At 61.6% G+C, this 13,653-nt stretch carries 12 protein-coding genes and 1 other RNA gene; 3 read left to right on the top strand and 10 right to left on the bottom strand.

Annotated features, from left to right (window positions below; genetic code table 11):
- Positions 1 to 2 precede the first annotated feature (2 nt).
- The 7 genes from recR to JK202_RS00515 all read right to left on the bottom strand — a co-directional run bounded on the left by recR (position 3) and on the right by JK202_RS00515 (position 6,957).
- Positions 3 to 599, bottom strand: a complete 597-nt coding sequence (gene recR, locus JK202_RS00485) for a recombination mediator RecR (protein WP_211557000.1) — start codon at positions 597 to 599, stop codon at positions 3 to 5.
- 54 nt (positions 600 to 653) lie between these two features.
- Complete coding sequence (locus tag JK202_RS00490) at positions 654 to 977, bottom strand: YbaB/EbfC family nucleoid-associated protein (RefSeq protein WP_211557001.1); 324 nt, start codon at positions 975 to 977, stop codon at positions 654 to 656.
- A gap of 14 nt (positions 978 to 991) precedes the next feature.
- Complete coding sequence (locus JK202_RS00495) at positions 992 to 2,944, bottom strand: DNA polymerase III subunit gamma/tau (RefSeq protein ID WP_211557003.1); 1,953 nt, start codon at positions 2,942 to 2,944, stop codon at positions 992 to 994.
- 107 nt (positions 2,945 to 3,051) lie between these two features.
- Positions 3,052 to 3,148: signal recognition particle sRNA small type (ffs, locus tag JK202_RS00500), an RNA gene on the bottom strand.
- Positions 3,149 to 3,222: 74 nt separating this feature from the next.
- Entirely contained in the window at positions 3,223 to 5,022 is a 1,800-nt protein-coding gene (ggt, locus tag JK202_RS00505) for a gamma-glutamyltransferase (RefSeq protein ID WP_211557005.1), read from the bottom strand.
- Positions 5,019 to 5,819, bottom strand: a complete 801-nt coding sequence (gene map / locus JK202_RS00510) for a type I methionyl aminopeptidase (RefSeq protein ID WP_211557007.1) — start codon at positions 5,817 to 5,819, stop codon at positions 5,019 to 5,021. Before map ends, ggt begins: the two co-directional genes overlap by 4 nt.
- Before the next feature lie 91 nt (positions 5,820 to 5,910).
- Positions 5,911 to 6,957, bottom strand: coding sequence for a D-alanyl-D-alanine carboxypeptidase family protein (locus JK202_RS00515; RefSeq protein WP_211557009.1), 1,047 nt, complete (start codon positions 6,955 to 6,957; stop codon positions 5,911 to 5,913).
- Between the two features lie 244 nt (positions 6,958 to 7,201).
- Between JK202_RS00515 and clpS the strand changes: the two genes are divergently transcribed.
- Together clpS and clpA are read left to right on the top strand one after the other, a co-directional pair.
- Positions 7,202 to 7,633: an ATP-dependent Clp protease adapter ClpS gene (gene clpS / locus JK202_RS00520; RefSeq protein WP_211557010.1), complete on the top strand. Its 432-nt coding sequence runs from the start codon at positions 7,202 to 7,204 to the stop codon at positions 7,631 to 7,633.
- A 129-nt stretch (positions 7,634 to 7,762) separates the two neighbouring features.
- The gene (clpA, locus tag JK202_RS00525; protein WP_211557012.1) at positions 7,763 to 10,078 is read left to right on the top strand and encodes an ATP-dependent Clp protease ATP-binding subunit ClpA; all 2,316 of its coding nucleotides are present in this window, start codon (positions 7,763 to 7,765) and stop codon (positions 10,076 to 10,078) included.
- Positions 10,079 to 10,134: 56 nt separating this feature from the next.
- On the opposite strand, the gene JK202_RS00530 is transcribed toward clpA, so the two are convergent.
- A complete protein-coding gene (locus JK202_RS00530; RefSeq protein ID WP_211557014.1) occupies positions 10,135 to 10,629 on the bottom strand; it encodes a DUF3465 domain-containing protein in 495 nt (164 codons plus the stop codon).
- Between the two features lie 121 nt (positions 10,630 to 10,750).
- The gene (locus JK202_RS00535) at positions 10,751 to 11,452 is read right to left on the bottom strand and encodes a polymer-forming cytoskeletal protein (protein WP_249199525.1); all 702 of its coding nucleotides are present in this window, start codon (positions 11,450 to 11,452) and stop codon (positions 10,751 to 10,753) included.
- A gap of 314 nt (positions 11,453 to 11,766) precedes the next feature.
- Between JK202_RS00535 and JK202_RS00540 the strand changes: the two genes are divergently transcribed.
- Positions 11,767 to 12,747 carry an adenosine kinase gene (locus JK202_RS00540; protein ID WP_211557016.1) on the top strand — a complete coding sequence of 327 codons (981 nt, stop codon included), beginning with the start codon at positions 11,767 to 11,769 and terminating at the stop codon, positions 12,745 to 12,747.
- 39 nt (positions 12,748 to 12,786) lie between these two features.
- Here JK202_RS00540 and hpnK read toward each other — a convergent pair whose 3' ends face one another.
- A complete protein-coding gene (gene hpnK / locus JK202_RS00545) occupies positions 12,787 to 13,623 on the bottom strand; it encodes a hopanoid biosynthesis-associated protein HpnK (protein WP_211557019.1) in 837 nt (278 codons plus the stop codon).
- Positions 13,624 to 13,653 lie beyond the last annotated feature (30 nt).

The raw sequence follows: 13,653 nt of genomic DNA on the forward strand, positions 1-13,653 counted from the left end.
GGTCAGAGAGACCGGCGGGCCGTTAGAGCTGCAGCCAGTGTGCCGTCATCCAGCACGTCCAGCGCGCCGCCCATAGGCACACCATGCCCAACGCGCGTGACGGTAATCCCCGTGGGCAACAAACGCTCCTGAAGCCAGTGCGCGGTCGTCGCACCCTCAACGGTGGCGCTCAGGGCAAGGATGACTTCCCGCACCCCGCCCTCCTCGATCCGCTCGAACAGAGGGCGGACATTCAGATCGTCCGGCCCAAGCCCCGCCAGTGCGGACAGGGTACCCCCCAGAACCTGATAGACACCACGATGGACGCCAGCGCGCTCCAGCGCCCAGAGATCGCCCACCGTCTCGACTACACAGATCAACCCCCGATCACGATCTGCATCCGTACAGATATGACATGGATCGACCGTATCGAGATTGCCGCACAGTGTGCAGGTCTTCACGCTCGTGGCCGCGCGCTCCATCAGATGGGCGAGCGGCAGCATCCGGCTCTCCGGCTGGCGCAGAAGGGCCAGCGCAGCCCGACGGGCGGAGCGTGGCCCCAGCCCTGGCAGGCGCGCGAGCATAGTGATTAGCTGGTCGATGTCTCCGTGACCCATCATGGGCGGGATGTCTCCGTCAACCGGGTCAGGAAAGCCGAGGGCAGAAAGGCCAGATCAGAACGGCAGCTTCAGGCCAGCCGGGAGGTCGAGTCCACCAGTTACGTCGCGCATGGCTTCGGAGCTTGCGGCTTCGGTCTTGGCCTTGGCGTCCGTATAGGCCGCGACGATCAGATCCTGAAGCGTCTCAATATCCGTCGGGTCAGCCAGCTGCGGATCGATCTTCAGGTCGCGCATTTCGCCCTTTCCCGTCAGTTTGACCGTCACCAGACCGGCACCAGCGGAGCCTTCGACAATCAGAGTCGCCAGATTGCTCTGGGCGGCTTCCATCTTGGCCTGCATCTGGCTGGCCTGCTTCATCAGTCCGGCAAGGTTCTTCATTGATATCGTCCTAATCAGTTGAGGTTCAGGTCGTCTTCTTCAAGGGAATCGGCATCCAGGGGCGCAAATTCCAGATCGGGAGGCTCGTCATCGGTCAGCGGAACTGTGATTTCGGGCGGCAGACCATATTCATCAAGGGAGTGATCCTGCACATCCCCGATTTTCGCACCGGGAAAGGCTTTCAGGATGGCCTGCACCAAGGGGTGCTGCTCCACCGAAGCCTGATTGATCGCCACGACTTCGGCGCCCTGCTCGTCCAGCGTCGGCTCGCCCGGAGCCGTGGACGCACTGACGCGCCACTGGCCGGGATAGACGCGGTCCAGCAGTTTCTGAAGCTGGCGTTCGATGCGCGCCTGTGGTTCCTCGGCCCGGATCTGCACGTCGGGCGGTGAGAAGCGCACGAGATGAACGGCATTGCGCAGCAGGCCATGCAAAACGGGTTCGCGCTCACGCGCCACCATCGCCACCATTTCACGCCAGGTGCGCGGCGGCGGAAGCTCGGGTTCAGGCTCTGGTTCCGGAAGCGCTTCGGCATAGCCAATGCCGGGTTCGATGATCTCGCCCCCGTTGGCCACCAGCCGAACATGCGCGCGTGGCGCAGGACCACCTGAAGTCTCACTGACACTGCTGGACGCGATGCCGCTAACCGACCCCGAAGCACTGGAAGACGCGCCGCCCCCCGTTGAGCCAGATGGACCCGCCGGAAGCGACAGATCCTGCCCCCCTTCGGTCAACTGGCGAATCAGACGGTCCGGCGTGGGCAGCAGGCTGGCATGACACAGACGGATCAGCACCATTTCGGCGGCCTGACGGCGGTCCGGAGCGGTCTCGACTTCGTGCACACCTTTGAGCAGGATCTGCCAGGCGCGCCCCAGAACGGCATTGGACAGCCGATCGGCCAGAACGCCGCCACGCGTACGCTCGGCTTCCGGCAGATCCCGACCTTCCCGCAGAGACGGAATGGCCTTAAGACGCGAAATCAGGTGCAGCAGATCCAGCAGATCCGCCAGAAGCACACCAAGATCGGCCCCACGGGCATAGGCCTGATCGGTCAGGTCCAGCGCCTCCGCAGGCTTGCCGGCCATCAGAGCGTCCAGCAGATCGAAAACCAGCCCACGATCCGCCAGACCGAGCATGTCAGCCACGGCATCGGCGTCGCTGGCGCCCTGGGCAATGGCCTGATCGAGCAGCGACAGCCCGTCACGCACGGAGCCATCGGCCGCGCGGGCGATGAGCGCAAGCGCGTCTTCGGAAAGGCTTGCCCCTTCCTTGACCGCAATATTGTGGAAATGCCCGGCCAGAAGGGACTGCGGAACGCGGCGCAGATCGAAACGCTGGCAGCGCGACAGGACCGTAACCGGAACCTTGCGCAGCTCGGTCGTGGCGAAAATGAACGTGACCTGTGGCGGCGGCTCTTCCAGTGTCTTGAGCAGCGCGTTGAAGGCGTTGCGCGAGAGCATGTGGACTTCATCGATGATGAAGACCTTCATGCGCGCTTGCATGGGGCGAAAACGGGTGGCTTCGATGATTTCGCGCACATCGTCCACGCCGGTACGGGAAGCGGCATCCATTTCCAGAACGTCGGGATGACGATCCGCGAGAATGGCGGTGCAGTTGGGGCAGACGCCACAAGGATCGGCGGTCGGGCCGCCATTGCCATCCGGGCCGACACAGTTCAGGGCGCGGGCAATGATGCGGGCCGTGGTCGTCTTGCCGACACCACGCACGCCGGTCAGCATGAAGGCATGCGCCACACGCTTGAGTTCAAAGGCGCGGCGCAGGATGCGGACGAGCGAATCCTGACCGATCAGGTCATCGAAAGTCTGTGGACGGTATTTGCGGGCCAGAACGCGATAGGGCGTGGCCTCGGCAGCCGTTGGAGCTGGAGTTTCTGCTGCCGTAGCTTCCCCGAAAAATCCACCGCCACTTTCGGGCGGCAGGGGAAGATCGTCGTTTTCATCAGTCATGGAAATGTCTGACCCTCAGCACGGAGGATGCGACCGTGTAGTAACGGTCGGGACGCTGCGTTCAGTAAGCCGGCGCGTCCGGAAATCTTCCTGGTGATCTGTGTGAGGTAGGAGGCCGGACATTCAACCCGGATAAAACTCACTGCGGCTGCTTCCTTCCGGACCTGACCGGGTTGGCAAGGTATCCGTCCAAAGCCGACCTCCCGGCGCTCTCCTAACACGGAAAGAGGGGTGTCTGACAACCCCCAATCATCAGAGTGCGCCCTCATTATCCCGTCTTATTCTCCGACAGCCGCCCCGCCCATGTGCCGCGGATCAGCCGCCCCATAGATCAGACCGGTCTTTGCCGCAGACAGGCTCGGGTGGTCCGCAAGAATGCCTTCGGCCACACCCCACGGGCGATGCGGCGACAGGGCATAACCTTCGGCCTTGAGGGTCTGCATGGTCTCGTCCGACAGCGCACCGGGTTCCAGTTCGACGGCCGAAGGCTCCCACTGCTCGTGGATTCGCGGCAGATCCACGGCCTGACGGATATCCAGCCCGTAATCGATCACACCAAGAATAACGGACAGCGTGATGGTCGGAATCCGCGAACCACCCGGACTACCGATCACCATGACTGTCTTGCCATCACGCGAGACGATGGACGGGGACATCGAGGACAGGGGCGTCTTGCCCGGCGCGATCGCATTCGCTTCGGAGCCTACAATGCCAAACATGTTGGGCGCGCCCGGCTTGGACGAAAAATCGTCCATCTCGTCATTCATCCAGATACCGGTATGGCCACCCATCACGCCCGCACCGAACCAGCCATTGAGGGTATAGGTCGCGGAAACGGCCATGCCATCATGATCAAGAACGGAGAACTGCGTCGTCTCGTGCTTTTCCTGCGTGTCAGGTGCAGCCTGCGCCACGGGAGCGGGAAGCGGCTCCCCCGCCCTGAGCGTGCTGGACGACAGGGCGCGATCGGTCGGGATGCCCTGACGGATCTGATAGGCATAGGCCGGGTCGATCAGGTGCTCGACGGGATTGTGCACGAAATCCGGATCGCCCAGGTCACGGCGGTCCGAATAGGCGTGGCGCATAGCCTCGATTTCACGCTGCACGGAAGGCGCCGTGTGCAGGCCAAGCGCATGCATGTCATAGCCGGACAGGATGTTCAGGATTTCGCAAAGCGCAACGCCGCCACCGCTCGGCGGGGGCGCGGTATCGATCGTATAGCCGCGATACGTGCAGCGGATCGGTTCGAGATGCCGGATATGATAGGACGTGAAATCGGCAGGCTGGAGCAGGCCGCCGCCTTCCGTGCTGGCGCGCACGATTTCCTTTGCGATCGGACCTTCATAGAAGGCTTTGGGACCATCCTTCACGACCAGCTCGAGGGAGTTGGCCAGATCCTTCTGCACCAGACGGTCACCGGCCTGAAGCGGCGTACCATCGGGGCGCAGATAGAATACACGGGCATACCGATCATTCTGGAAATAGCGAGTGGAAGTGTGCAACAGATCCGCATCGCCCTGATTCAGGATGAAACCGTCACGGGCCAATGCAATGGCAGGCGCCATGACCTTGGCGCGCGGCAGGCGGCCCCATTTCTGCAGGATAGAGTCCAGACCCGCGACCGTGCCGGGGATGGCAACAGCTTTCCAGCCCTCTGTGGACAGACCCGGAATGACCTTGCCCGAGGCGTCCTGATACATTGTTGCTGTTGCTGCGCCGGGTGCATGCTCGCGGAAATCAATGAAAACCGTCTGACCGGTCTTCAGACGCAAGGTCATGAACCCGCCACCGCCAATATTGCCCGCGGCGGGATAGACCACGGCCAGCGCATATCCAACGGCCACAGCCGCATCAACGGCGTTACCTCCCTGCGCGAGGATTTTCGCACCTGCGTCCGAGGCGAGATGCTGCGCCGAGACCACCATACCGTGGCGACCCGAGGCTAGCATCCCTGCGCTCACATGATCCGGACCGAAAGCCAGCGGATCATGGGCGGAGCTAAGCGCTTGGGACGCCGCATTGGCAAATGTCGTGCCGCTGATCAGGGCTGTGGCGAGGAAAAGCGGGAACGCTCTCATGCAGTCTCTCCGTAGGGCGGCTTGGTATAGCCTTTGGGGGACAGGGTAAAAATTTCGCAGCCATCGGCCGTCACGCCGACCTGATGCTCAAACTGGGCCGACAGGGTGCGGTCGCGGGTGACGGCTGTCCAGCCGTCATCGAGGATCTTCACGTCCGGACGGCCAATATTCAGCATGGGCTCGATCGTGAAGACCATACCTTCAACGAGCTTCACGCCCTCCCCCGGCCTGCCGTAATGCAGAACGTTCGGCTCGGCATGAAAGTCCCGACCGATGCCATGTCCGCAGAAATCCTGCACGATGGAGAAACGGTTGGCTTCCGCATATTCCTGAATGGCATGACCGATATCGCCAAGCGTGTTGCCAGGACGGACCTGCGCAATGCCCAGCATCAGAGCATCGTAAGTTACATCAACCAGCTTTTCGGCCTTTTTGGGAACCTTGCCCACGGCATACATGCGCGAGCTATCACCGTACCAGCCGCCCAGAATAGAAGTTACGTCGATATTGACGATGTCACCGTTGGACAGCTTCTTGGAGCCCGGAATGCCGTGGCACACGACATGATTGATCGAGATGCAGCAGGATTTCGGGTAGCCACGATAGTTCAGCGGGGCTGGCGTGGCGCCATGAGCGATCGTAAAATCATGGATAAGCTGATTAAGCTCTTCCGTGGTGACACCGGGCTGCACATGGGGGGTGATCATGTCCAGCGCTTCCGCCGTCAGACGACCGACGCGATGCAGATGTTTGAAATCGTCCTGATCGTAGAGAACGATACCCCGTGCCTTGTCCATATCTGCTGCCCGATCCTTTAATCTTCAAAAAGTCCGAACAAAATGCGTCTGTCCGGGCTGGATCGCAAGGCGGCAGGTCAGATTTTCAGAATCAGCTGTGCCGGGAACGCTTTTTGTGAGCCACGACATGCCGCACGCTGACCATACGCACGGACGCGCCATGGTGGGGAATCCGGCCATAACGGCGCGGGGACGTCGGCGCATCGGCAACTTCCATGGGGCGCGATGACGCCAGCAGGAAACCATGATTGAAACGCCCACGACGACGGGCCGACGCCATCAGGACACCGGAGGGTGCAGCCGGATGGAGCAGCGGCTGAGGTGCTACGCCCTCATCCGCAAATCCCTTGTCGAGCAGTGCCACCATTTCCATGGAACGGCGCGCATTGCTTGAGGAGCCCATGACCACGCCGATCAGGCGTACATTCCCGCGCTGAGCGGAAGTGATGAGGTTGTGGCCTGCCAGATCGGTATAGCCGGTCTTGAGACCATCCGCGCCCGCATAGATCTTCAGCATCGGATCATGATTCGGGACCACACGGCGATGGAAGTAGAACGAAGGCACATTGAAATAGTGATAATACTGCGGAAAATCCGCGATCAGATGCTGTGACAGCAGAGCCAGATCGTGAGCCGTCGTCACCTGATCGGGATCTGGCAGGCCGGAAGCATTGCGGAAGGTCGTGTTCGTCATGCCCAGAGCACGGGCCTGCTGGGTCATGAGCTGGGCAAAGCGTACTTCATCCCCGCCGCCGAGAAACTCACCAAGGGCACAGGCGGCGTCATTGGCAGATTTGGTGACGAGTCCCAAAACGCCCTGCTCCACCGTCAGCTTCGTTCCCGGAACGAGGCCAAGCTTGGACGGAGCCTGAATGGAGGCATGGATGGAGACCGGAACCTGCTCGTCCAGCGTGATCTGATGCGCCTCAAGCGCACGGAACGTCAGATAGAGCGTCATGAGCTTGGTCAGGGATGCCGGATAGCGCTGTAATTCGGCATCCGTCGCCGAAAGGACAGCGCCCGTGCGGGCATCCATCACAAAACTCGAGACATGTCCGGCATATTGGGCTTTCGCCGATCCCAGACCCATGGCTGTCATGGCGCACAACAGAAAAGCTTTCTGGAACGGGAAACGCATTTGTCTGACAGCCTCTGAACGGAACATCGTCGCGGGAAGGATTTTCGGGCTCTGGAGCCACCTGCATTACAGATACTCTAGGCGCATTGAAAACTTCCCGTCCACCAGCTTTGAAGGACTCACCTTAATTTTTCGTAAGCAAACACCAAACGCGGCAACATCGTGGCAAATGGCGCATAAAAACCTCATTTCAGAGGCTCACAGCCCTTCTCAAGATCGAAATTCGCACCATATCATACCCGTCATGTCTTCTTACGATCTTCCCCCCTACCGAAACGGCCTTTCCGCTGTCGCTTCCATGCGACTTGCCTCTCGTATGGGGCCGGAGTCTCCCGACTCCATTCCGCCTCATGGGCCTGACCGGGGAGACGGGGATCAGGATCTTGAAATCAGTGTGGTTGTGCGACCCCGGACCCGGACGCGCAAACCCTCCATGTACAAGGTTCTGATGCTCAATGACGACTACACGCCCATGGAGTTCGTGGTGCATGTTCTGGAGCGTTTCTTTGCCAAAACCCGGGATGAAGCGACGTCCATTATGCTTCAGGTTCACCAGCGCGGCGTCGGCATCTGCGGCGTGTTCACGTATGAAGTGGCCGAAAGCAAGGTGACACAGGTGATGGATCTGGCGCGCCAGAACCAGCACCCCCTTCAGTGCACGATCGAGAAAGACTGACCCGTCTGACAGGCAGAAAAGCCCGGGCGCAGGATAATTTCTTGTTTCCCTCTGCGTTTCTGACTGGCGTTACACGTTACTCCGCGACAAGATACCTTTCCTACGAGAGGTCGAGAGGAGCGCCATCACATGCTGTCCCGTACGCTCGAACAGACGCTCCACCGCGCCCTGACATTCGCAGGTGACCGGCGTCACGAATATGCAACCCTCGAACATCTTCTGCTCGCGCTGACAGAAGACGACGATGCACTGACGGTCTTCCGGGCCTGTGGCATCGATCTCGACAAGCTGCGTTCCGACCTGACGGATTTCCTGGACAAGGATCTAGCGGGCCTCGCTGCAGAACGCCCGACGGAGCCCAAGCCGACCGCGGCTTTTCAGCGCGTGATCCAGCGCGCGGCGATTCACGTCCAGAGCACGGGTCGCGACGAAGTTACGGGCGCGAACGTGCTTGTGGCCCTGTTTGCCGAGCGCGAGAGCCACGCCGTCTATTTCCTGCAGCTGCAGGACATGACGCGACTCGATGCGGTCAATTTCATCTCGCACGGCATCGCCAAGGCTCCCGACCGTGGGACCGGGCGCCGTCCGGCTGCGGCGTCCAAGGACACGTCCGAGCGTGAGGAGCGCAAGGAAGCGGCCAAGGAGGGCGCGCTCGCGACCTATTGCGTCGATCTGAACGAGCGTGCGCGTGAAGGGCGGATCGATCCGCTCATCGGCCGCGATCAGGAAATCGAGCGCACCATCCAGATCCTGTGCCGCCGCACCAAGAACAACCCGCTTTATGTGGGCGATCCGGGCGTAGGCAAGACGGCGATTGCCGAAGGTCTGGCCAAACGGATCGTGGAAGGCGACGTGCCGGAAGTTCTGCTGAACGGCACGATCTACTCGCTCGACATGGGCTCGCTTCTGGCCGGCACGCGGTATCGCGGCGATTTCGAAGAGCGGCTGAAGGCCGTCGTAACGGAAATGGACCAGACCCCTGGCGCCATCCTGTTCATCGACGAGATCCATACCGTGATTGGCGCAGGTGCGACGTCTGGCGGGGCGATGGATGCGTCCAACCTGCTCAAGCCTGCTCTGGCTGCTGGTACGCTGCGCTGCATCGGATCCACGACCTACAAGGAGTTCCGCCAGCATTTCGAGAAGGATCGGGCACTCGTCCGCCGGTTCCAGAAGATCGACGTGCCGGAGCCTTCGATCGAAGATGCCATCAAGATCCTGCGCGGCCTGAAAGGCAGCTACGAGAAGCATCACAAGGTCCGTTACACCGACGAAGCCCTGCGGGGCGCTGTCGAACTGGCGGCCAAGTATGTTCATGACCGCAAGCTGCCAGACAAAGCGATCGACGTGATCGACGAAGTCGGTGCAGCACGGATGCTCGTGCCCGAGAACAAGCGCCGCAAGACGGTGACGCTGAAGGACGTGGAAGAGGCCATCGCCAAGATTGCCCGCATCCCGCCCAAGAGCGTCTCGGCCGATGACCGCGAGACCCTGCGCCATCTGGAGCGGGATCTGCGGAACATGGTCTTCGGACAGGACAAGGCGATCGACGCGCTGGCTGCGGCCATCAAGCTGTCCCGCGCCGGACTGCGCGACGCGGAAAAGCCGATCGGCAACTATCTGTTCTCCGGCCCCACAGGTGTCGGCAAGACGGAAGTCGCCAAGCAGCTTTCGAACTCGCTCGGGATCGAGCTGATCCGCTTCGACATGTCCGAATACATGGAGCGTCATTCGATCTCCCGTCTGATCGGTGCGCCTCCGGGTTATGTCGGGTTCGATCAGGGCGGCCTGCTGACGGATGCTATCGACCAGCATCCGCATGCGGTCCTGCTGCTGGACGAAATCGAGAAGGCCCATCCGGACCTGTTCAATGTCCTGCTTCAGGTCATGGATCATGGTCGCCTGACGGATCACAACGGCAAGGTCGTTGATTTCCGCAACGTGATCCTGATCATGACCACGAATGCCGGAGCTGCGGACCTGTCCAAGGAAACGATCGGGTTCGGTCGTACCGTGCGCAGCGGTGAGGATGAGGAGGCTATCAAGCGCCTGTTCACGCCGGAATTCCGCAACCGTCTGGATGCGATCATTCCGTTCGCCAACCTGACGCCGGAAACCGTGGGCCGTGTGGTCGAGAAGTTCGTGCTTCAGCTTGAGGCTCAGCTTGCCGACCGCCATGTCACGATCGAGATCTCCTCGAGTGCCAAGGAATGGCTGGCCGAGCGTGGATATGACCGCCTGTATGGTGCGCGTCCTCTGGGGCGTGTCATTCAGGAGCACATCAAGAAGCCACTGGCGGAAGAGCTGCTCTTCGGGCGGCTGGCGCAGGGTGGTGCCGTGCGGATCGGTATGAAGAATGGCGCACTCGACTTCGATATCATCGAAGGCAAGGACAACGCCAAGGGCGAGGACGGCGCTTCGAAGAAAGACGAAGCGACCAGCTGAAGCCCGGCTTCAAAAGGAAAGGCCCGGAGAGACAGCGTCTCTGCGGGCCTTTTTTATTACTGGTATCGGGTGCCGTTCACGACGACATAGCCGGACCAGCGCCATTTGCGGCTCGTGCCGTGATGGGTCCAGTCCACGCCCTGACGGCGCAGGCTGTCGTAATAGTACCGGCCCTGCACCTCGACCTGATCGCCCTTGTTGACCCAAGGCCATTGCGGGGCATTCATTTCATCCAGATCGGAGACGATCCGGATGGAGACACCCTGCCCGACCGAAACGTAGAAATAGCCGTGCCAGCCGCTGCGGGTCCGCTTGGCTCTGGGCGATATGGCCAGGACCTGTCCGCACAGATGCTCGGGGAGGTCGATGCGGGTGGGGCCGCTCTGTTCCAGCCCCTGCTGGTCCGCAAGAAACCGGGCATTATCGCAGGTCGCTGGCATGTCATGCGTGCTTGAGCTCGAGACGTTCTGGCCAAACAGGCCCTGGGCAGACGCAGCCAGCGGAACGCACAGAAGCGCCACAGCGAGCGTGGAAAGCAGACGGGATGTCATAATAGGGAGTTCTCCTGTCGGGGCGGTCCTGTGTGATGCTCTGCCGCCTTTACCAATGAACCAGACACAAAAAAGCCCGCCCCAGATGGGAACGGGCCTTTCTGCTGGTCCGGAAGACGGATCAGGGTGCTTCGCTGGCGCCTTCACCGGCGGCAGGCTCAGCCTTGGCGGCTTCGCTAGCGAGCGGGCGGGCCGATGCGCCATCCGTGATCATTTCGAGCTGACCCGTGATCTGGCCACCGTCCTCGACCTGCAGGCGACGGCACTTGACCTTGCCGATCAGACGGCCGGTGGAGCGGATCGTCAGGCTGCCATTGACGGTCAGTGTGCCGTCGATCGTGCCAGCCAGTTCCGCGTCCTCGACTTCAACGCCACCGCGGAAAACACCGCCATGCGTGACCTGAAGCTCGGTCGCCTGGATCATGCTGGACTCGACGGTGCCTTCAACGACGAGACGCTCGGCGTCCTGAACCGAACCCTGGACGCTGATGCCGCGGCCTACGACGAGCGTACGGCGCTCAGGGCCGGTCTGGCGCGGGGCGCCTGGAACGGCGGCCACACCGGGGCGCGGTGCCCCTGCCGGCATTGCGCCCGTCGGAGAATTGGAAGACGGCGGCGCCGGAAAAGGGGTACGACCCATGGGAGCGAGGTCCTTCTGCTGGTTGGGCTGCTGGGCAGGCTGGGGACTGGAGGGAGATCCGGATCCTGACGCGGGAGCCGTCTGGCTGGAAGCGTCCGGCCGGTTGGGGAAAATGGGCTGACCTGCAAGTTTGCCGTTCTCGACAGGCTTGGAGTCATCTTCCGGTTTGCGTCTTCTGAACAAGGAAACCCCGCTGCGGATCTGGAAAAGAACACTCTCTGTCTCGGACGTCTCCCTCACGATCCGCCACGAGGACAGAGCACTCGCAGGCGGAACAACTCGGGGCCGGTCTTTCGACAACGCTACACGCTGACCACCCGGCGGGACAAGACGCGCATTTCCATAAATGTGACGAATGGTCACGGATGAAAATGGCGTCGGATGGACCGGGAGTTGGCGTGAACCCAGAGGGGACCTATGATCGTGTTGATTTAATGGCGCGCTCTGCCCGTTAAATGTTTTTTTCCGAAGTTTTAAGCGACCTGACCGGAGTTCCAATGTCTGCACCCCAGCATGACCTTCTGTGTATCGGCAATGCCATCGTCGACGTCCTCGCCCCTGTGGGCCAGGATCTGATCGACGGGCTTGGCGCTTCTGCCGGGAGCATGACCCTGATTGACGCTCCTACGGCGCATGCCATCGAAAGCCGCGTTGATATCGAAAACGTGACCGGCGGTGGGTCCGGCGCAAACACGGCCGTCGTGGCGGCCCGTATGGGCGCTAAGGTGGCCTATCTCGGCAAGGTCACGGCTGATGAAGCTGGCGACCACTTCACGCGCGACATCCGCGAACAGGGTATCACCTTCCCGTCCGAGCCGCTTCCGGCCGCCGATGGCACGCCCACGGCGCGCTGCATCGTTCTGGTGACGCCGGAAGGCCAGCGCACGATGTTCACCTATCTCGGCGCCTGCACGGAGTTCACGCCCGAGGACGTGAATGAATCCGTCGTGGCCGACGCCGCCATCACCTATCTGGAAGGCTATCTGTACGACAAGCCGCAGGCCCAGGAAGCGTTCGAGCATGCAGCCCGTCTGGCCCGCAAGGCTGGCCGTCAGGTCGCCCTGACGCTGTCCGACACGTTCTGCGTGGAACGTCACCGCGCTGCCTTCCACGAGCTCGTGGCTGGTCATGTGGACATCCTGTTCGCCAACGAGGCCGAACTTCTGGCGCTGTACGAAGTCACGGATTTCGAAGAGGCCGTCACGCAGGTCTCCGCCGAGACGAAGCTGGCCGTCATCACGCGCGGCGAGAAGGGTGCGGTCGTCATTGGCGACGGAGAGCGCCATGACGTGCCGACAACCGAAGTGCAGGTCGTGGACACCACGGGCGCGGGCGATGCGTTCGCAGCGGGCTTCCTGGCCGGTCTGAGCAAGAAGCATGACCTCGTGACCTGCGCGAAGCTGGGCAATCAGGCTGCTGGTGAGATCATTACCCGTTACGGCGCCCGCCCGACCGAAGCGTTCACGCTGACGGCCTGAGGCCAGTCAGAACGCAAGGGGAGGTTTTTCACCTCCCCTTCAGAGATCCGCCCACCCGATGCGGGACACGCCGTACCGGTCAAAGGACGCCCGCACAGCCGGGTCCAGAAGGGCGGCAAGCTCGCCTTTCTGCTCATAGCCCGGCATGAAGCGCTGCATCATGGCGTTCTGGGCCGTGGCGGGGTGGAAATAGATTTCGCTCACACCCGGCGGCAGGCGTGGAACAAGACCGCGGATATGGTCCGGCGTCATATGACCGGACCAGCGCAGACCAAAGCACCAGTCATTGGTTTTTAGCCCCGCTTTGCGGATCTGGTGGCGCAGGACGCCGATCCAGTGACGCAGGGCACGGTCTCCCAGCGTGTCATTGGCCTCAACAGGCTCCGGCGGCTCGAAGGGCGAGCGCACCGCCTGCAATCCATGCTCCAGACCGGACTCGATCAGGAAGCGCCCCACGGTCGGGTGCAGATGCATGTGCTTGTGGGCGTTGGCATGATCGAGCGTCAGCCCGGTAGCGGCGAAGGCCCGGAACTGGGCTTCGATTTCGCGGCGCAGGGCATTGCGCGCCTGCGGGCTGAAGAAATATTCCACGCCCAGACGCAGCTGGTTACGCCCGAACCAGCCCTGCTCATCCGTGATGGCCGGAAGATCAAGAACGGACTTGCCCTCGATCGCCACGACATGCAGTCCGATTTTCAGATCCGGCATGGTTTTCGCACGGCGGATGGCGTCTTCGGCGGCATCGCCTGCGACCATCAGGCTGGCCGTGGAAAGGATGCCGTTGCGATGGGCCTGTTCGATGGCCTCGTTGACTTCAAGGCTCATGCCGAAATCATCGGCGGACACAATGGCGCGGCGAAGGGGGCTGGATGTCATGGCACGTCTCACAAAAAAGGGGCCATGACA

The organism is Gluconobacter sp. Dm-62 (genome assembly GCF_018256155.1).
In the GTDB taxonomy this organism is placed as follows: Bacteria; Pseudomonadota; Alphaproteobacteria; order Acetobacterales; family Acetobacteraceae; genus Gluconobacter.

Bases quoted from the DNA above. Each gene is read 5' to 3' on its own strand.
- ggt (WP_211557005.1), bottom strand. From the start codon at position 5,022: ATGAGAGCGTTCCCGCTTTTCCTCGCCACAGCCCTGATCAGCGGCACG.
- JK202_RS00490 (WP_211557001.1), bottom strand. From the start codon at position 977: ATGAAGAACCTTGCCGGACTGATGAAGCAGGCCAGCCAGATGCAGGCC.
- clpS (WP_211557010.1), top strand. From the start codon at position 7,202: ATGTCTTCTTACGATCTTCCCCCCTACCGAAACGGCCTTTCCGCTGTC.
- JK202_RS00530 (WP_211557014.1), bottom strand. From the start codon at position 10,629: ATGACATCCCGTCTGCTTTCCACGCTCGCTGTGGCGCTTCTGTGCGTT.
- JK202_RS00540 (WP_211557016.1), top strand. From the start codon at position 11,767: ATGTCTGCACCCCAGCATGACCTTCTGTGTATCGGCAATGCCATCGTC.
- clpA (WP_211557012.1), top strand. From the start codon at position 7,763: ATGCTGTCCCGTACGCTCGAACAGACGCTCCACCGCGCCCTGACATTC.
- map (WP_211557007.1), bottom strand. From the start codon at position 5,819: ATGGACAAGGCACGGGGTATCGTTCTCTACGATCAGGACGATTTCAAA.
- hpnK (WP_211557019.1), bottom strand. From the start codon at position 13,623: ATGACATCCAGCCCCCTTCGCCGCGCCATTGTGTCCGCCGATGATTTC.
- JK202_RS00495 (WP_211557003.1), bottom strand. From the start codon at position 2,944: ATGACTGATGAAAACGACGATCTTCCCCTGCCGCCCGAAAGTGGCGGT.
- recR (WP_211557000.1), bottom strand. From the start codon at position 599: ATGATGGGTCACGGAGACATCGACCAGCTAATCACTATGCTCGCGCGC.
- JK202_RS00515 (WP_211557009.1), bottom strand. From the start codon at position 6,957: ATGCGTTTCCCGTTCCAGAAAGCTTTTCTGTTGTGCGCCATGACAGCC.